This is a genomic window from Kitasatospora sp. NPDC092039 (genome assembly GCF_044756065.1).
Lineage (GTDB): Bacteria > Actinomycetota > Actinomycetes > Streptomycetales > Streptomycetaceae > Kitasatospora.
Map to the genome: position 1 here is coordinate 189,598 of NZ_JBIVSD010000009.1, position 17,164 is coordinate 206,761.

General features: G+C 75.1%; 15 protein-coding genes and 2 pseudogenes. 5 read left to right on the forward strand and 12 right to left on the reverse strand.

Translation table 11 applies throughout. The features are described 5' to 3' along the window. From ACIQI7_RS19655 to ACIQI7_RS19690, 8 genes are all read right to left on the reverse strand, one after another. The coding region (locus ACIQI7_RS19655; protein WP_401111736.1) for an RNA-guided endonuclease InsQ/TnpB family protein at positions 1-1,311 on the reverse strand (1,311 nt) is incomplete at its 3' end. A gap of 148 nt (positions 1,312-1,459) precedes the next feature. Next, positions 1,460-2,653 carry a cytochrome P450 gene (locus ACIQI7_RS19660; protein WP_401111442.1) on the reverse strand — a complete coding sequence of 398 codons (1,194 nt, stop codon included), beginning with the start codon at positions 2,651-2,653 and terminating at the stop codon, positions 1,460-1,462. Beyond that, positions 2,650-3,207 carry an ATP/GTP-binding protein gene (locus ACIQI7_RS19665; protein WP_387757964.1) on the reverse strand — a complete coding sequence of 186 codons (558 nt, stop codon included), beginning with the start codon at positions 3,205-3,207 and terminating at the stop codon, positions 2,650-2,652. The genes ACIQI7_RS19660 and ACIQI7_RS19665 overlap by 4 nt, the downstream gene beginning before the upstream one ends. Before the next feature lie 100 nt (positions 3,208-3,307). Continuing rightward, complete coding sequence (locus ACIQI7_RS19670) at positions 3,308-3,661, reverse strand: DUF742 domain-containing protein (protein WP_387757962.1); 354 nt, start codon at positions 3,659-3,661, stop codon at positions 3,308-3,310. Beyond that, complete coding sequence (locus tag ACIQI7_RS19675; RefSeq protein WP_401111446.1) at positions 3,658-4,089, reverse strand: roadblock/LC7 domain-containing protein; 432 nt, start codon at positions 4,087-4,089, stop codon at positions 3,658-3,660. The genes ACIQI7_RS19670 and ACIQI7_RS19675 overlap by 4 nt, the downstream gene beginning before the upstream one ends. Then, positions 4,086-6,029 carry an ATP-binding protein gene (locus tag ACIQI7_RS19680; RefSeq protein ID WP_401111449.1) on the reverse strand — a complete coding sequence of 648 codons (1,944 nt, stop codon included), beginning with the start codon at positions 6,027-6,029 and terminating at the stop codon, positions 4,086-4,088. The genes ACIQI7_RS19675 and ACIQI7_RS19680 overlap by 4 nt, the downstream gene beginning before the upstream one ends. Before the next feature lie 97 nt (positions 6,030-6,126). Continuing rightward, complete coding sequence (locus ACIQI7_RS19685) at positions 6,127-7,137, reverse strand: MBL fold metallo-hydrolase (protein ID WP_401111452.1); 1,011 nt, start codon at positions 7,135-7,137, stop codon at positions 6,127-6,129. Between the two features lie 245 nt (positions 7,138-7,382). Then, a complete protein-coding gene (locus ACIQI7_RS19690) occupies positions 7,383-8,318 on the reverse strand; it encodes a GNAT family N-acetyltransferase (protein WP_401111455.1) in 936 nt (311 codons plus the stop codon). A 291-nt stretch (positions 8,319-8,609) separates the two neighbouring features. On the opposite strand from ACIQI7_RS19690, the pseudogene ACIQI7_RS19695 reads away from it, so the two are divergent. The 3 genes and pseudogenes from ACIQI7_RS19695 to ACIQI7_RS19705 all read left to right on the forward strand — a co-directional run bounded on the left by ACIQI7_RS19695 (position 8,610) and on the right by ACIQI7_RS19705 (position 12,008). Continuing rightward, positions 8,610-9,997 (forward strand): annotated as a pseudogene (locus ACIQI7_RS19695) (DUF692 domain-containing protein). Between the two features lie 31 nt (positions 9,998-10,028). Beyond that, complete coding sequence (locus ACIQI7_RS19700) at positions 10,029-11,090, forward strand: TIGR04222 domain-containing membrane protein (RefSeq protein WP_401111458.1); 1,062 nt, start codon at positions 10,029-10,031, stop codon at positions 11,088-11,090. Between the two features lie 135 nt (positions 11,091-11,225). Then, positions 11,226-12,008 carry a TIGR04222 domain-containing membrane protein gene (locus ACIQI7_RS19705; protein WP_401111461.1) on the forward strand — a complete coding sequence of 261 codons (783 nt, stop codon included), beginning with the start codon at positions 11,226-11,228 and terminating at the stop codon, positions 12,006-12,008. A 106-nt stretch (positions 12,009-12,114) separates the two neighbouring features. On the opposite strand, the gene hemQ is transcribed toward ACIQI7_RS19705, so the two are convergent. The 3 genes and pseudogenes from hemQ to ACIQI7_RS19720 all read right to left on the reverse strand — a co-directional run. Beyond that, the gene (hemQ, locus tag ACIQI7_RS19710) at positions 12,115-12,840 is read right to left on the reverse strand and encodes a hydrogen peroxide-dependent heme synthase (RefSeq protein ID WP_387757951.1); all 726 of its coding nucleotides are present in this window, start codon (positions 12,838-12,840) and stop codon (positions 12,115-12,117) included. Further along, a complete protein-coding gene (gene hemG / locus ACIQI7_RS19715; RefSeq protein ID WP_401111465.1) occupies positions 12,837-14,267 on the reverse strand; it encodes a protoporphyrinogen oxidase in 1,431 nt (476 codons plus the stop codon). The genes hemQ and hemG overlap by 4 nt, the downstream gene beginning before the upstream one ends. 34 nt (positions 14,268-14,301) lie before the next feature. Beyond that, positions 14,302-14,583, reverse strand: a pseudogene (locus tag ACIQI7_RS19720) (Uma2 family endonuclease); the annotation flags it as partial. A gap of 19 nt (positions 14,584-14,602) precedes the next feature. Between ACIQI7_RS19720 and ACIQI7_RS19725 the strand changes: the two are divergent. Beyond that, positions 14,603-15,043: a DUF523 domain-containing protein gene (locus tag ACIQI7_RS19725; protein WP_401111468.1), complete on the forward strand. Its 441-nt coding sequence runs from the start codon at positions 14,603-14,605 to the stop codon at positions 15,041-15,043. An 81-nt stretch (positions 15,044-15,124) separates the two neighbouring features. Here ACIQI7_RS19725 and hemE read toward each other — a convergent pair whose 3' ends face one another. Next, on the reverse strand, positions 15,125-16,138 hold the full coding sequence (gene hemE / locus ACIQI7_RS19730) for a uroporphyrinogen decarboxylase (RefSeq protein ID WP_401111740.1): 1,014 nt from the start codon (positions 16,136-16,138) through the stop codon (positions 15,125-15,127). Positions 16,139-16,374: 236 nt separating this feature from the next. On the opposite strand from hemE, the gene ACIQI7_RS19735 reads away from it, so the two are divergent. Next, the gene (locus ACIQI7_RS19735) at positions 16,375-17,037 is read left to right on the forward strand and encodes a DUF3000 domain-containing protein (protein WP_401111470.1); all 663 of its coding nucleotides are present in this window, start codon (positions 16,375-16,377) and stop codon (positions 17,035-17,037) included. Positions 17,038-17,164: the final 127 nt, after the last annotated feature.

Consider the following 17,164-nt stretch of genomic DNA (forward strand, 5'->3'; position numbering starts at 1 on the left):
AACAACCGCCCCCCCGCACACCCCCCCCCGCCGGCGCCGCCCCCCCCCCCCCCGCCCGCCCCCCCCCCCCCCCGCCCCCCCCGGGGGCCCGCCGGGCCCCCCCCCCCCCCCGGCGCCCCCCCCCACCGGCGGTTGGCGCTTCACAGACCGGGCAACCCCGAGGTCTCCACGCCCTGGCACCGCATGCCCTGCGGCGCTGAGGATATTCTTCGCGGCATTCACATCAGCGTGTTCGGCATGTCCGCAGGCAGCGCATCGGAAGTCGGCTTGGCTCTTGCGCGACTTCCGGTCCAGATGCCCGCACACATTGCATTGCTGGGATGTGTACGCCGGGTTCACCAGCACGACGAGTGTGCCGGTGGTGCGCCCTTTGTTGCGAAGCGCGAGTTCGAACAGCTTCCACCCCTTGTCAAGGATGGACCGATTGAGGCCGGCTTTCTGCCTGACGTTTCGGCCCGGTTCTTCGACTGTTCCGGATGCGCTGGCGGTCATGGACTTGATGCGCAGATCCTCCAGAGCCACCAGTGCGTTCCGGTTCGCGATCGTGTTCGCCGTCCAGGCGCAGAAGTCCGCGCGTCGGTTACGAGCCCGAGTCGTCAGAGCGCGGATCGCCGCCACCGTTTCTCGGCGGCGGTTACTGCCCTTCCTCTGCCGCGCCAGTTTTTGCTGTAGCCGACGCATTCTTGCGGCCTCGCCCGGCGTGACAAATGGTCGATCGTAGAACTCGCCGTCCGATGTCGTCACGGCCACCTTCACCCCTCTGTCGATGCCGATGGCGCGACCAGGCAACGGGTGCCCCATCGGGGCGGGCTGCCCGTCCTCGATCTGAAACGAGATGAACCAGTGCCGCCCCCGACGAGTCACCGTCGCCGACCTGACACAACCGCCAAGCGGTCGAGACCAGCGGAACCGAACCCAACCGAGCTTGGGGAGCCGCACACGGCCCCATTTGCGGCCAATCCTCTCAACCGCGATCTGCTTCGCGTCCGGGAAGCGGAACGATGGCGACCACCGCTTCCTGGACCGCCACCGCACGCCGAACGTCCCGCGCTCCCGGCAGGCTCGTTCAAGGTCTCGCAGGGTCTGCTGAAGAATATGGGAGGGGGCCGCTGCCAGCCATGGGAACTCTCGCTTGGCCTCGGCCAGCTCCGCCGCCTGCGGCACGTAGTTCATCCATGCGTCGCGCCGCCGGTACTCACGTCGCTGTTCCAAGGCAGTGTTCCACACGGCCCGACAGATATCGCCAAAGGTGCCACACAGCTCGGCCTGACCATTCGTCACCTCAAGTCGATATCGCCGCCCGAACAACATAGTCGCAGACCCCGTTAAAACCGTGAATCCGTAAGGTCGACCCCAATCTAGCCGACAAGGTACCCAGACGGCACCGGCGATAGAAATCGCCCACAGGCTGGACGCAAGTCACCGAAAATGTCCAACGTTGCGTTATCGTGCCGCCGGGTCAGCCGGCGACCGGCGCGAAGCGGACCGGCAGGTGCATCAGCGCCCGGTGGAACGGGCCCGGACGCCAGAGCAGCTCCTCGGCGGGGGTGGACAGTTCGAGGTCGCTGAGGCGGCTGCCCAGCTGCTCGATGGCGGTGATCGCGATCAGCAGGGCCGGGTCCCGGGCCGGACAGGCGTGCGGCCCGGCCGCCCAGGCCAGGTGGGCGCTCTCGCCGCTGCGCAGCCCGCCGTCGCCGGTGGGCGGCGCGGCCTGGGAGTTGGCGGCCGCGTACGAGACCAGGACCAGCGTGCCCGCCTTGATCTCCCGGCCGTGGAAGGTGATGTCGTACCGCGGGTAGTGCGCCGAGAGGTTGGCCATCGGCGGCTCGTGCCAGAGCACCTCGTCGATCGCCTGGTGGGCGGTCATCGCGCCGCCGAACAGCGAACCGGCGTAGCGGGCGTCGGTGAGCAGGCGCAGCAGGGCGTTGCCGATCAGGTTGGTGGTCGGCTCGTGCCCGGCGATCAGGGTCAGGGTGATCTGCCGGATCACCTCGTCGTCGTCCAGGCCGACCGGGTGGGTGACGTACCAGGAGGCGAGGTCGTGCCGGGGGCGCTCGCGGCGCTCGGCGACCATCGCGGTGACCACCGCCAGGAGCTTGCCGTACGAGGCGCCGGCCTTCGCGGTGGACTCGATCAGCCCTGTGATCGCGGCCACCACCTCGGCCCGCTGCTCCTCCGGCACCCCGAACCAGGTGGTGAGCACGAAGGCGGGCAGCTGGCGGGCGTACTCGGCGATCAGGTCGGCGTGCCCGACGGCGGCGAAGCGGTCGATCAGCCGGTGCGCGGTCTCGGCGACCTGGCGCTGGAGCCGGTGCGGTTCGAACAGCGCGAGGGCGTCGGTGATCACCGCCCGGTAGCGGGCGTGCGTCTCGCCGTCGCTGAACAGCGCGGTCGGGCGGTAGCCGAGCACCGGCAGCAGCGGGGAGTCCGGCGGGACGGTCCGCTGCCAGGCCCGGGAGTCCTTGGAGAAGGTGTCGGTGTCGCGCAGCAGGTCCAGCGCGGCCTGGTAGTCGGTGACCAGCAGGGCGTCGACGCCGGGCGCGACCTCCACCGGGGCGACCGCGCCGTGCCGCCGCAACCGCTCGTAGACCGGCTGGGGGTCGGCGGCGAAGGCCGGGCCGTGGATCGGGGTCGGGCGGGACTCGGCGGTCACGGCTGCTCCGGGGTGGCGGGGGCGGCGGGCAGGGCGTCCAGGACGTGCTCGGCCAGCGCGATCAGCGTGTCCAGGCTGCTGTCGCGGTCCCGGGCGTCGCAGAGCAGCAGCGGGGTGGCGGCGTGCAGGTCCAGGTGGGTGCGCAGCACCTCGACCGGGTGGTCCGGTGCGTCCGGGAAGCGGTTGACGGCGACGGCGTACGGCAGGCCCTGCTCCTCGACCATGTCCATGATCTCGAAGGAGTCGGCCAGCCTGCGGGTGTCGGCGAGCACCAGGGCGCCCACGGCGCCGCGGGCGATGTCCTGCCAGAGCGGGAAGAAGCGGCGCTGTCCGGGGGTGCCGAACATGTAGAGCACGACGTTGCCGGGCAGGGTGAGCCGGCCGAAGTCGACGGCGACGGTGGTGGTGCTCTTCCCCGGCAGGCCGGCCAGGTCGTCCACCGGGCGGCCGGTCTCGGTCATCGCCTCCTCGGTGTGCAGGGTGGCGATCTCGGAGAGGGTGCGGATCAGGGTGGTCTTGCCGACCCCGAACGGGCCGGCCACCACCAGCTTCATCAGCGTCTGGTCCCGGTCGGGCAGGTAGCCGATCCGGCCCGGCTGCTCCGTCCCTCCGGGCCGTCCTGTCTGGTCTTCCGGGCCCGGCCGTCCGGCCGGGTCACCGGAGCGCACGGAGTCCAACGAGGAGCCTCTCGACGATGGAACGGTCGGTCTGCTGGGCACGCGGGATCGGCGCGCGGGCGTGCAGGCAGCCCGCCTCGACCAGGTCGGCCGCGAGGAAGACGGTGGCGCTGACCGGCAGGCGCAGGTGCGCGGCGGCCTCCACCACGGTCAGCGCGCCGGGGCGCAGCAGCTCCCAGAGCCGGCGGTGTTCGGGTTCGAGCGCGTCCGGCGGGTCGGCGCGGTCGGCGAACAGCACGGTCAGCCGCTCGAAGCCCTTGGTTCCGGGGCGGCTGCGGCCGCCGGTGGCCAGGTAGGCGGGCACCATCCGCCTGCGGGGGGCGGCGGTCATGACCGGTCGTCGTCCTCCTGCCGCCGGGCCGGGCTCGCGAGCGCGCGACCGAGGGCGGCGACCTGCAGCTGCATCTGGTAGGCCACGTTGCCGAGCTGGGCGTCCGGAGAGGTGAACACGGCGAGCGAGGTGTTCTCCCCGGCGGGCACCACGACGGCGTAGCCGAGATCGGACTCCACCACGGTCTGGGCCAGCCGGGGCCGCTCGGCGTCGGTGAACGCGGCGGTGAAGGCCCGGGCGGCGGCGTGCACGGTGGCGGTCATCGCGGCGACCCGCTCGGCCGAGGCGCGCTCCAGACCGTCCGAGGCGCCCTCGACCAGGCCGTCCCCGGTGGCGATGACCGCGTGCAGCACCCCCGGCAGCTCCAGCAGCGGGGTCAGCACCCACGAGATCTCGTCGGTGGCGGTCGGGCTGGGCGTGCTGCTCACTGCTCGGCTCCTTCTGGGGTCGGACCGGCGGCGCGGACACCGGGGGCGCGGTCGGCGGTGGTGTCGCCGGGGGCGCGGCCGGGGGTGGCGTCGCCGGGAGTGGTGTCGCCGGAGGTGGCGGGGGTGCCGGTGGTGCTGTCGCCGCTTGCGGGGGCTGCGGGGCCGGGCGCGGCACCGGCGGCGGCCTCCTCCCGAGTGGCCCGGGCCACGGCGGCCCGGCCGGAGTCGGTGCCCCGCTGCAGCGCCTGCCAGTGGGCGGCGGCCTGCTCGGGGGTGCGTTCGGCGGCGGCGGGGGTGGGGGCGGGCTCCCCGGCGGCCGGCCCTTCGGCGGTCAGCGGACGGCGGCGGCGCCGGGTGGGCAGGCCGGTGCCGTCGTCGGCCGCGGGGGTCTCGGCCGTGGGGGTCTCGGGCGCGGGGGTGCCCGTCCCGGGAGTGTCGGCCGCGGGGGTGCCCGTCGCGGGAGTGTCGGCCGCGGGGCCGTCCGCCGCGCGCCCGTCCGCGACCGGATCGGGGACCACGCGGATGGCCGGCGCCGGGTGCGGGCCCGGCTGGTCGTGGCGGTCGGCGAGCCGCGGGCCGTCCGGCTCCTCCGCGTCGCGCATCGGCGGGACGGCCGCGACGGTGGGCGCCGGGGCCGGCCCGGCACCGGCCCGCAGCGGCAGCGGGGTGAGCACCGACAGCGGCTGCTCGTCGTCCACCACGGTCACCAGCGCCGCCGGGATGCGCAGGATGGTCCGCATGCCGCCGTACGGCGAGGGCTCGATGTGACAGGAGAAGCCGTACTGCCGGGCCAGCTTGCCGATCACCGCGAAGCCGGTCTTGGGCGGGTTGCCGAGCTCGGTGAGCAGCATGTCCGGCGGGCCGGCCAGCAGCCGGCGGGCGCGGCGCAGCTGGTCCTCGTCCATGCCGATGCCGCTGTCGTCGATGATCACGAGCGCGCCGCGGCCGCCCTGCTGGACGGTGACCGGGACGTCGGTCTCCGGGTGGGAGTACGCGGTGGCGTTGGCGAGCAGCTCGGCGATGGTGACGGCGACCGGCTCGGCGGCCCGGGCGACCACGGCGAGGCGCTGCTCGCGCAGGTGGTTGGCGACCTTGATCCGGGCGTAGCCGGGCACCCGGGAGAGCGCGCCGACCACCACCTCGGCGAGCGGCGAGTCGGTGCGGGCCAGGCCCGGCCAGGCCTCGCAGAGCACCGCCACGGTCTGGATCCGGCGCAGCGCGACCTCGTTGCGGAAGTCGACCTCCAGCAGCCGGGGGTCGTCGTTCTCGTGCTGGAGCTGCTGGACCAGGCTCTGGATCTGGTACAGCAGGGTCTGGATCCGGGAGGTGGCGCCGCGCATGGCGGCGCGGGCGGCGGCGTCCACCCGTTCGCGCTCGTCGGCGAGCGCGGCCTGGGCGGCGTCCAGCACGGCCTGCAGTGCCCGGACGGCCTCGGGGCCGACGGCCTGCGGGTCCAGCGGGCCGACCAGCGGGGCGTTGGTGTGGGTGAGCCGTACGGCGGTGGCGGCGACCCGCTCCTGGGCGAGGTGGCCGATCTCGGCGAGCAGTGCGGCGCCGCGGGCCTCGGCCTCGGCGAGCGCGCGGTCGGCCTGCTCGGCCCGGGCGGTCGCGGCGGCGCCCTGCCGCACGGCGTCCCGGGCGGTGTCCTCGGCCTGCCGGGCCGCCTCCCGCGCCTCGCGGGCACCGTCCTCCGCGGCCCGGGCGCGCTCCTCCGCCCGCCGGGCCTCCTCGGCGGAGCGACGGGCGGCCTCCTGCGCCTCGCGCTGCTGCTGCTCGGCGCGGGCGAGCCGGCCCTCGGCGGCCCGGGTGCGCTCCTCGCCCCGGTCGAGCGCGGCCTCGGCGGCCGTCGCCCGGGCGACGGCCCCGGCCCGGCCGCGGGCGAGCACGGCCGCGGCCACGGCGGCGACCAGCGCCACGACGATCAGCGCGATCTGCGTCATCGGAGTCCTCGGGGTGCGTGCTGCGGGTCGGACCGGGCGCTGCGGCCGGGCCCGCCGGGCCTGTCGGGCTGGTGGTGGGGAGGGGGCGCGGGCCGGGTCAGTTCCGGACGGTGCGCGGGCGCGGGGCGCGGGCGGCGTCCTCGGCCAGCTCCCGGGCCACCAGGGCGACCTGGCCCAGGGCCTCCAGGGCGCCCGGGGCCGCCGAGCCGTCCAGGTGCCGGTACTCGGCCGCGACGGTGAGCACCAGCCGCTCCGGCAGGCCGAGTTCGGGATGGCGCTGCTCGGCGATCACCCGTCGGGCGGCGTCCAGGGCGGGTATCCCGGCGGCGTGCAGGGTGTGGGCGCGCTCGCGGACGTAGGCGAGGTAGCCGATGTGCTGCTGGACGCCGTCGCGGTCGAGCACCGGGCCGTGGCCTGGCACGAAGATCTCCGCACCGGTGGCCAAGGCCTGCTCGCAGGCGCCGATGACGTTCTCCAGCGGTCCGGCCCAGTGCGAGGGGTGGTCGCCGGGCTGCTCGGGCGTCGAGGAGAAGATCACGTCGCCGGTGAACACCGTGCGCTGGTGCGGGAGGTGGACCATCAGGTCGCCGCCGGTGTGGGCGGCGGGCAGGCTGGTGATCCGCACCGGGTAGCGGCCGACGGTCAGCTCCAGCTCGCCGGTGAAGACGGTGTCGGGGCGCACCGGCTCGGTGCTGGACCAGTCGAACCCCCCGAAGTGCTCCTTCAGGTAGCCGCCGAGCGGCGAGTCCGGGTCGCTGTTGGCGACCAGCGCGTGCTGCTGCTGCGGGGTGGGCTCCCAGTGGATGTGCTCCAGCGCCTCGCGGGTGGCGATCACCTCGGCCTCCGGCAGCACCCCGGCGCCCCACAGGTGGTCCCCGTTGGCGTGGGTGACGACCACCCGGTCGATCCCGACCCCGTCGGGCAGCAGCCGCCGGCTCGCGGCGAGGAACTCCCCGGCCATCGAGGGGTCGTACGGCGTGTCGATCCAGAGCGCGGTGGTCTCCGAGGCCAGCAGCCCACAGTTGGCCAGGCCCCAGCCCCGCTTCGGCGGGAGCCACACGTACAGGTCCTCGGCAATCGCGCTCACGTTCGCACGGCTGATCGTCATGTGCGCGATTATCCCCATCCGGTGACAGGAGTGGAGCAAAACCATTGCGGTTCAAGCCACTTCACGCCCGGAGCAACCCGGACCGTCCCGATTCGTCCCACCTGGTCTGGACCACATCTGGCCGAAGTGGCTCGGCCCGCCGGCCGCGGGCGGGCACGGGCCGGTCCAGCCCCGGCCGCGGCCCTTCCCCGCCGCCGTCCCCGCCCGCGGCCGGGCACGCCGGCCCGGCACGCCGGGCCGGAGCGTCAGCCCTCCTGCACCGACGGCCGCTCCAGCCGCTTGACGCCCTTGCGCTCCCCCGCGCAGCGCTCGTACCCGAGCCAGGCGTTGATCGCCAGCATCGGCCCGTTGGTCGTGTCGTTGCTGGTGTACGCGTACCGGTGGCCCGCCGCCGCGGCGAGCCGCAGCGACTCCAGCTTGGCCAGCTTGGTCAGCCCCCGGCCGCGGAACTCCCGGCGGCAGGCGGTGAACGCCGACCAGTAGCGGCCCTCCCCGTCGGTCTGCGCCATGCTGAACGCGGCCGGCCGACCGTCCACCACGGCCACGACGCTCAGCGCCAGGTCCCGGTCCGGCCGGGACCAGTCGTCGCGCAGCCAGTCCTCGTACTCCAGGGCGTCCATCGGCACCTCGCTGCCGGGCTCGTCCAGGATGGCGTCCGCCTCGACCAGGAACACCGGGTGCGGGTCGGCCGCCCAGTCGGCGGCCGGGCGCAGCTCGACACCGGCCGGCCGTACCGGCGCGGGCGGCAGCGGGAGCGCCAGGTCCCGTCCGGCGAAGTGCATGGCGCGCCCGAGCCGGTAGCCCCGGGCGGTGGCGAAGGCCAGCGAGGCGGGCTCGTCGTCCAGCCAGGTGTGCAGCTCGGTCACCCCGTGGCCGGTCAGGTGCCGCTCGGCCGCGGCCAGCAGCGCCGAGGCCGCGCCGCGCCGCCGGAACCCGGGCAGCACGCTGCCGTTGGCGTAGCCGACGCCCGCGGTCGTCGTCCCGAGCACCACCCCGCAGCGCACCGCGCCGACCACCCGGCCGTCCAGCTCGGCGACGAAGGTGCGGAAGTGCTCCTCGGGGCTGGGCCGGGCGTTCAGCCAGACCAGGGCCTCGGCGGAGAGCACCAGGTGCTCGCGCCCGGCCCGGTGGGCCGCGACCACGGCCTCGGCGTCCCCGGGCTGGAAGTCACGGACCGTCAAGGAAGAAGAAGAGGAAGAAGTCATGGATTCCCACGCTAGCCCCGCCCGCCCGTCCGACGCCTCCGATTTTCCCGCCGGAAGGGCGCCCCACCTGCGCGGACGGCCCGGGCTCGGGACCAAAGTCCCTCACCCCCGGGCCGACATGCTCAAATAATGCTCTGAGAAGACCGGGTGGGGCTTGGCAGCCACCCCGCCCGGGGACATTCTCAGCAGCACGGCCGCGCGGTTCCGGCGACGACGCCCGCACCGGTCGACGGCCCTCCCACCCGGCCCTCCGAAGGGGGCGAACCGATGACTTCCCCTGCCCTGGAACTGCCCCGCGCCGCCGCCGTGCCCGTGAACGGCGCGCTCCGAGCGGCCGCCGGCCGCGAAACGCCGTCCCGACTGGGCGTCGGCCTGGGCTGGCGCAGCGAGATCGACACCGTGGTCGAGCGCCAGCCCGGCCTGGACTGGGTCGAGGTCGTCGCCGAGAACATCTGCGCCGACCACCTGCCCGACTCCCTGACCGTGCTGCGCGAACGCGGCGTCACCGTCGTCCCGCACGGCGTCGGCCTCGGCCTCGGCGGCGCCGACCTGCCCGACCCCGGCCGCCTCGACCGGCTCGCCGGGGCCGCGCTGGCGCTCGGCTCCCCGCTGGTCACCGAGCACCTGGCGTTCGTCCGGGCCGGCGGCCTGGAGGCGGGCCACCTGCTGCCCGTCCCCCGCACCCGGGACTCGCTGCGGGTGATCGCCGAGAACGTCCGGATCGCCCAGGACCACCTGCCGGTGCCGCTCGCCCTGGAGAACGTCGCCGCCCAGCTCGCCTGGCCGGACGACGAGTTCACCGAGGGCCAGTTCCTCGCCGAGCTGGTCGAGCGCACCGGTGTCCGGCTGCTGATCGACGTCGCCAACCTGCACACCAACCGGGTCAACCTCGGCATCGACCCGGCCGCCGAGCTCGACCGCCTGCCGCTGGAGGCGCTCGCCTACGTCCACGTCGCGGGCGGCACCCTGGTCGACGGCGTCTGGCACGACACCCACGCCCACCCCGTCACCGAACCGGTGCTGGAGGTGCTGGCCGAACTCTGCGCGCGGGTCGCCCCGCCCGGGGTGCTGCTGGAGCGGGACGCCAACTTCCCGCCGCCCAGCGAGCTGGCCGGTGAACTGGACGCCATCCGCCGGGTGCTGGAGGGGAGCACCCCGCGATGAGCGACCTGACGACACCGGCACGGCGGGACGCCGACCGGGCCCCCGCCGCCGACCAGGACACCGCCGCCGCCCGGCGGCGCCTGGCCCGGCGCCAGGAGGAGCTGCTGGCCGCCCTGGTGGCCGGCGGGCCCGTCCCGCCCGGCTTCGACGAGCGCCAGGTCCGCGCCCAGTCCACCGGCCTGGCCGCCAAGCGGCGGGACACCACCGCCAAGGTGGCCCCGGACCTGCCCCGCCTGCTCGGGGAGCGGTACGGGCCGCTCTTCCTCGGCTACGCCCGCTCCCACCCGCAGACCGGCGGCTACCGCGCCGATGCCCGGGCCTTCGCGCGGTGGGCGCTCACCGACGGCGGCCCGCTCGCCGCCGACCACCGCCGGGCCCTGGAGCAGTGGCTCCGCCCGGCACCGGCACGACCGCCGGGCCCGCTCGCGCGTCTGCGCCGGGCCCTGCGCCGGCAGCCGGCCACCGGCGGCCACGGCGCCACCGCATCCTGACCAACCGTCACCACCCCGGGGGAAACCGCCCATGTGGCACAACGACTACTTCATCGTCCCGGCCGCCCTGCTGGTGGCCGCCGCCCTGTACGCCGCCCAGACCCGGCAGCGCATCGGCCGGGTCCGGTACGCCAAGGGCCTGCCCGGCCGCGGCCTGCCGCTGCTCGACACCGCGTTCCTGTCCGGCGGGCCCGGGCGGGTGGTCGACACCGCCCTGGTCCGGATGCACCTGGCCGAGCAGGCCGTGATCAGCCGCTCCGGCCTGGTCACGCTCACCGGCGGCAAGCCGTACGACGCGGTCGACCAGGCCGTCCAGGACGCCGTCGGCCCGACCGGCAGCCGTCAACTCGGCCCGCTGCGGCGCACGGTGATGCGCTCCGCCGCCGTCCAGGAGATCGGCGACCGGCTCGCCGACCGCGGCCTGCTGCGCCGCCCCGAGCGGCTGCGGCGGGCCCGAACCGCCCGCCGGCTGCTCTGGCTCGCGATGCTCGTCGTAGTGGCCTCGGCCGCGGCCGCCCTGCTGCTCGACGACGGCGCCGCCGGCCACGAGCGCCCGAACCTCTGGGTTCCGGGCCTCCTGCTGGCCGGCGGCTTCGTCTCGCTGCTCGCCACCCCGCCGGTCAAGGGCCGGATCACCCCGGCCGGGCAGCGCCAGCTCTCCCTGATGCAGGGCCGCCCGTGGACGCCCAACTCCGGGCTGCCGCCCCGGCTGGCCGGCGGCGCGCTGCTGGGCGCGCTCGCGCTCGGCGGCCTGGCCGCCGCCGGGCTGGAGAACCCGGAGCTGGAGGCCGCGATGCTGGCCGCGTCGGCCGAGGAGGAGGCCGTACGGCAAGCGGTCACCGCGAACGCCTCCGCATCGTCCTCGTCCTCGTCCTCGTCGTCGGGCTCCTCGTGCTCCTCCGCCTCCTGGTGCGGCTCCTCCGACTCCGGCTCCGGCTCCTCCCACTCCGGCTGCGGCTCGTCCAGCGGCGGGTCGTCCTCGTCGAGCTGTGGCTCCTCGTCCTCCTCCAGCTGCGGTTCCAGCTCCTCCAGCTGCGGCTCCTCGTCCTCCTCCAGCTGCGGTTCCAGCTGCGGCGGCGGCTGCGGCTCCTGAGGCCCGCCGGGCCGGCCGGGGGCGCTCGGCGGCCCGGTTCCGCGCACCTCCGACGCCACCGCCGGACGTCACAGTTCGGTATCGCGGACCGGGAAGGCGTTCCGCGCGCCGTCGACGCAGGCATACAACAAGCCCATGTGGTTGCTGTTCCTCATACCGGCCTGTGTCGCGGCGGTCCTGTCCTGCCTCCGACTGGTCCGGATGACCGCCACCGCCGACGCCCTCACCGACCAGAGCGGTCTGCGGCCCCCCGAAGCCGTCGGCATCGGCCTCTACGAGACCGCCTACCTGGCTGGCGGCCCGGACCGGGTGGTCGAACTCGCGCTCGTCCTGATGGCCGGCCGCGGCCGGCTGCACCTGGCGCACACCGGCTGGACGACCGTGGTCGACCCCAAGGGCCGCAGCCGCCTGGAGCGGGCGGTCATCGCCACCGTCGGCTCCGAGGGCCAGTGCCGGACCGACGAGCTGCGCCGGGCGATGGCCGAGCACCCCACCGTGCTGGAGATCGGCGCCCGGCTCGCCCTGGCGGGTCTGGCCACCCCGGCCCTGGTGCAGCGCAACACCGTGGTGGTGATCCGGCAGGTCCGGCACGCACTGCTGCTGGCGCTGGTCATGCTGGCCGCCTCGCTGGCCCTCGGCGGCCTCACCGGCGGTGACACCCTCGCCCCGCTCGCCTGGTTCTCACTGCCGCTGGTGCTCACCTCGGGCACCCTGCTGATGGCCCGGGTCGACGTCTACCCGTACACCCGCTGGGCCTCCCCGACCGGCCAGGACGTGCTGCGCGAGGTCCGCCCGGCCCGCCAGCGCGGCCTGGCCGACGACGAGGAGCGCGAGCTGCTCACCGCCGTCGCCATGAACGGCCCGGCCGTCCTGCCCGACGCCCGGCTCCGCGCCGCCCTGCGCCCGCACCGGCCCTGAGCCCGCGGCCCTCGCCGCGCCCGCCGCGGCTGCCCGAACGCCGTGGAGGCCGGCTCCCCCTGATCCGGGGAACCGGCCTCCACGTCGACTGGCACCGACCGGTCGCTCAGACCAGGCCGTTCAGCAGCTCGCCGACCGGCTTGCGGCGGCCGGTGAAGAACGGCACCTCCTCGCGGACGTGCAGCCGGGCCCGCGACGGGCGCAGGTCGCGCATCAGGTCGACGATCCGGTGCAGCTCGTCCGCCTCGAAGGCGAGCAGCCACTCGTAGTCGCCGAGCGCGAACGAGGCCACCGTGTTGGCCCGCACGTCCGGGTATCCGCGCGCCATCATGCCGTGCTCGGCGAGCATCGCGCGCCGCTCCTCGTCCGGCAGCAGGTACCACTCGTAGGAGCGGACGAACGGGTACACGCAGACGTAGTCGCGCGGGCGCTCGTCGGCCAGGAAGGCCGGGATGTGCGACTTGTTGAACTCGGCCGGGCGGTGCAGCGCCATGTTCGACCAGACCGGCTCCAGCAGCCGGCCCAGGCCGGTGCGGCGGAAGCGGTTGTACGCCTCCTGGAGGTCGTCCGAGTCGGCGGCGTGCCACCAGACCAGGATGTCGGCGTCCGCGCGCAGACCGGAGACGTCGTACGTGCCGCGCACGGTCACGTCCTTGGCGTCCAGCTGGGCGAACAGCTCGTCCACCTCGGCGGCCAGCGCGGTGCGGTCCTCGGGCAGGGCGCCCTTGAGCTTGAACACCGACCACATGGTGTAGCGGATGACCTGGTTCAGGTCGCGTGCCTTCTTCTTCTCGGGCCGCTGCTCCGGCTCCCGCTCAACGCTCTCAGTCATGCGCCCATTGTCCTCTCCGTGGAACCTTCCCCGGTCGCCGGGGTCAACAGTCTGTCGACGGCCGCGGCGGCGGCCGCCGCCGAACCGATGCACGCCGGGATGCCCACCCCGTCGTACGCGGCGCCGCACAGCGCCAGCGCGCCCACCCGCCCGGCCGCCGCCCGCACCCGGGCCACCCGGTCCAGGTGCCCCACCGGGTACTGCGGCAGACCGGCCGAGAAGCGGGAGACGAAGGTGTCGTACGGCCTGGCGGTCAGCCCGACCGCCTCCTCCAGGTCCGCCAGCGAGCGGGCCACCAGCTCCTCGTCCGCCAGCCCCAGCGCCTCCTCCTCGCGGTACCGGCCGAGCGAGGTGCGCAGCAGGAACGCGTCCGGCGCGGAACGCTCCAGCCAGCCCCACTTGTTGGAGGAGAACGTCGAGGCCTTGATCCGCCGCCCGTCCACCGGCGGCACCAGGAAGCCGCTGCCGCTCGGGAGTTCGGCCAGGTCGGCGCGGCGGAAGGCGAGGGTCACCAGGGCCATGCCCGCGTACTCGACGGCGTCCAGCTCGGCGGCGGCCGCCGGGGCGTCCTCGCGCAGCAGCCGGGCCGCGGCGGGGGCCGGGACGGCCAGCACCACGGCGTCCGCGTGCAGCACCTCGCCGCCGGTCACCACCCGCCAGCCGCCGGGGGTGCGTCGCAGCTCGTCCACCGGGGCGTCGGTGCGCACGTCCACCCCCGCCTCGACGCAGGCCGCGGCCACCGCGCCGGGCAGGGTGCCGAGGCCGCCGCGCAGGCCCTGGAACACCGGGGTGCCGACCACCTTCGGCCGCGAGGCCAGCTCGTGCACCCCCTCGACCAGCGAGCCGCCGCCACGCGCGATGGACAGCAGCTGCGGGACGGCGGCACGCAGTGAGATCTCGTCGGCGCGGCCGGCGTAGACGCCGCCGAGCAGCGGCTCGACCAGCCGGTCCACCACCTCCTGGCCCAGCCGGTCGGCGACGTAGCGGCCGATCGCGACGTCGTCGCCGACCTCGGTGGCCTGTTCGTGCCGGGCCCGCTCCAGTCCTCCGTCGGTCAGCACCCCGGAGGCGGCCAGCGCCGCCAGGTCACCCGGGACGCCCATCACCTGCCCGCCGGGCAGCGGCCGCAGCGCGCCGCGGGTCCAGATCGCGGCCTTCGCGGTGGTCGGCGGCTCCAGCTCCTCGCCGAGTCCGACCGCCCGCGCCAGCTCCACCGCCTCCGGCCGCCGGGCCAGCACCGACTCGGCCCCGAGGTCCACCCGGACCCCGCCGACCTCACCGCCCCACAGCTTCCCGCCGACCCGCGCGGACGCCTCCAGCACCGTCACCCGCGTCCGCGCCGGCCCCCCGGCCGCCCCACTCAGGAAGGCGGCCGCAGCCAGCCCCGCGATCCCACCACCGACGACGACGACCTGTGCATCCGACATGCTCCGCAGTCTCGCAGGTCCTTACGCCGAACCCTCAATCCCCCGCACGCCCGAGGTCGACGGCGATCGGGAACGGCACCGGCCGTTCGAGCCCGCCCCGGAGGATCCCGGCCGGGACGCAGGAGGAAGTCGGGACGTCCAGCTCGTGGACGTGCACGCCCGGCAAGCCGTCGTCCTCCTCCTCGACGATCCAGTAGTGCGGAATACCTGCTTCGGCGTACTCGCGGACCTTGACCGTACGGTCGCGGTGTGCGGACTCCGGCGAGACGACCTCGACGACGAGCAGGACCTCGTCAGGAGTGAACTGCGACGAGTCCCCGCTTAATCTGTGTGCTGTGGAACCGATCGTGGTGAGCGCGTGTCTGGCCGGGATTCCGTGCCGGTACGACGGGCGGGCGAAGACCTCCGACGGCGCCGTGCGGCTGGTCGGGGACGGCCGTGCCGTGGTGGTGTGCCCGGAGGGGGCCGGCGGGCTGCCGACGCCGCGGCCGCCGGCGGAGATCGTGGGCGGGGACGGCGCGGACGTGCTGGACGGGCGGGCCCGGGTGGTGGACGCCACCGGCACCGACTGCACCGAGGAGTTCCTGGCCGGCGCCCGGGCGGCGCTGGCCGCCGCCGAGGAGGCGGGGGCGCGGCGGGCGGTGCTGATGGCGCGCAGCCCGTCCTGCGGCTGCGGGCAGGTCTACGACGGGACGTTCACCGGGCAGCTGCGCCCCGGCGACGGGGTGACGGCGGCGCTGCTGCGCCGGGCCGGGATCGAGGTCACGGCCGGGTAGGGCCTGCCGTCGTCCCGCGGCGGCGGGTCCGAGGGCAGGCCGGGCGGCGGGCCCCGGAGCCGGGGGCCCGCCACCGGGAGGTCAGCGCGCGCTGGCCTCGTGGACGAAGGCGACCAGGCGGCTGAGCGCGTCCGGGTCCATGGACGGCAGCACGCCGTGGCCGAGGTTGAAGATGTGGCCGCTGGTGCCGAGCGCCTGGGCGGCGTGCAGCACCTCGCGGGCCTTGGTCTCCACGACCTTGGTGGGCGCGAACAGCACCGCCGGGTCGAGGTTGCCCTGCAGGCCCTTGCCCGGGCCGACCCGTTCGGCGGCGACGTTGAGCGGCACCCGCCAGTCGACGCCGACGATGTCGGCGCCGGCCGCGCCCATCAGGCCGAGCAGTTCGCCGGTGCCGACGCCGAAGTGGATCCGCGGCACGCCGTAGCCGGCGACGGCGTCGAAGACCTTGGTGCTGGCCGGCATCACCGAGCGGCGGTAGTCGTCCGGTGCGAGCGCGCCGACCCAGGAGTCGAACAGCTGGACCGCCGAGGCGCCGGCCTCGATCTGCACCTTGAGGAAGGCCGAGGTGATGTCCGCGAGCCGGTCCACCAGGGCGGCCCACAGCTCGGGCTGGCCGTACATCATGGCCTTGGTGTTCTCGTGGTTCTTGGACGGGCCGCCCTCGACCAGGTAGCTGGCCAGCGTGTAGGGCGCCCCCGCGAAGCCGATCAGCGGCGTCTCGCCGAGCTCGTCCACCAGCAGGCCGACGGCCTCGGTGATGTAGGGGACGTCGTCCGGCTCCAGCGGGCGCAGCCGCTTCAGGTCCTCGGCGGTGCGGATCGGGTCGGCGATCACCGGGCCGATGCCGGGCTTGATGTCGACGTCGATGCCGACGGCCTTGAGCGGCACCACGATGTCGCTGAAGAAGATCGCCGCGTCCACCTTGTGCCGGCGCACCGGCTGCAGGGTGATCTCCTTGACCAGCTCGGGCCGCATGCAGGACTCCAGCATGGGGATGCCCTCGCGGACCTTCAGGTACTCGGGCAGCGAGCGGCCGGCCTGGCGCATGAACCACACCGGGGTGTGCGGCACGGGCTCGTGCCGGCAGGCGCGCAGGAACGCGGAGTCGTGCGCGGCGCCGCGGCGCGCGGGGGTGGTCGGGCCGTCGTGGGTGGCCGCCGTCGTGTCTGCCGTAGTCTCGCTCACGCGTCAAATCTTCGCACGCGTGCCGGGCCCGGTTTCCCGGCCGGTCTCGTCGGTTCCTCCAAGATCTGTCCGGGTTTGCCGTTCCGGCACGCCGCTGGGAGAGAAGTTGCGGCGATAACCCCGAGCTTCGACCTAGTCTTCGGGACATGGCAGCGGTCGGAGGGCACCCCGCGCAGGGTGGCGGAGCAGGTGGCGGAGCGGGTCGCGAGGGGGCGCCGAGCGAGTTCCGGGCGGCCGTGGCGGCCCTGGACGGGGCGCGGCTGCGGCCCGAGGTGCAGCTCTCCCCCGCGCCGGCCCCGCGCCGGCTGGCCCCGCACTCGTTCGCGGTGACCGCCTCGGTCGAGGTGGACGGCGAGGAGCTGGCGGACGGCCGGCTGGTGCTGCTGTACGACCCGGCCGGGCAGGAGGCCTGGAACGGGGAGTTCCGGGTGGTCACGATGACCAGGGCGGAGCTGGAGCCGGAGATGGCCGGCGACCCGATGCTCTCGGAGGTCGGCTGGGCCTGGCTGCTGGACGCCCTGCAGGCGCACGGCGCCGGGTACGCGGAGCCGTCCGGCACGGTGACCCTGGCCGCCTCCCAGTACTTCGGCGGTCTGGCGGACCGCCCGTCCTCGACCGAGATCGAGATCCGGGCCTCCTGGACCCCGGCCGACGGCCGCTTCGAGCGGCACCTGGCGGCCTGGGCGGACCTGCTGTGCATCAGCGCCGGCCTGCCGCCGGCCGCCCCGGCCCCGCAGGGACCCGCCGAGGTTCCTTCACTCGGTGGAGTGGTCCCGATGCCGGCCCGGCGACGCCCCCGGTCGCACTGACGGGTGGCGTGCGGTCCGGACGGCGCCCGGACGGCCGGACGCCACCCCCAGGGCTGACGGGGCGCCCCCGGGGCTGACGGAGTGTGACTTCGGACCCCGCTCTGTGTCAATTCATCGGTCGATACTG

Coding starts and splice junctions, on each gene's coding strand:
- ACIQI7_RS19680 (WP_401111449.1), bottom strand. CDS start 6,029: ATGACGCAGATCGCGCTGATCGTCGTGGCGCTGGTCGCCGCCGTGGCC.
- ACIQI7_RS19700 (WP_401111458.1), top strand. CDS start 10,029: ATGTGGCACAACGACTACTTCATCGTCCCGGCCGCCCTGCTGGTGGCC.
- hemQ (WP_387757951.1), bottom strand. CDS start 12,840: ATGACTGAGAGCGTTGAGCGGGAGCCGGAGCAGCGGCCCGAGAAGAAG.
- ACIQI7_RS19705 (WP_401111461.1), top strand. CDS start 11,226: ATGTGGTTGCTGTTCCTCATACCGGCCTGTGTCGCGGCGGTCCTGTCC.
- ACIQI7_RS19735 (WP_401111470.1), top strand. CDS start 16,375: ATGGCAGCGGTCGGAGGGCACCCCGCGCAGGGTGGCGGAGCAGGTGGC.
- hemG (WP_401111465.1), bottom strand. CDS start 14,267: ATGTCGGATGCACAGGTCGTCGTCGTCGGTGGTGGGATCGCGGGGCTG.
- ACIQI7_RS19685 (WP_401111452.1), bottom strand. CDS start 7,137: ATGACGATCAGCCGTGCGAACGTGAGCGCGATTGCCGAGGACCTGTAC.
- ACIQI7_RS19670 (WP_387757962.1), bottom strand. CDS start 3,661: ATGACCGCCGCCCCCCGCAGGCGGATGGTGCCCGCCTACCTGGCCACC.
- ACIQI7_RS19665 (WP_387757964.1), bottom strand. CDS start 3,207: ATGAAGCTGGTGGTGGCCGGCCCGTTCGGGGTCGGCAAGACCACCCTG.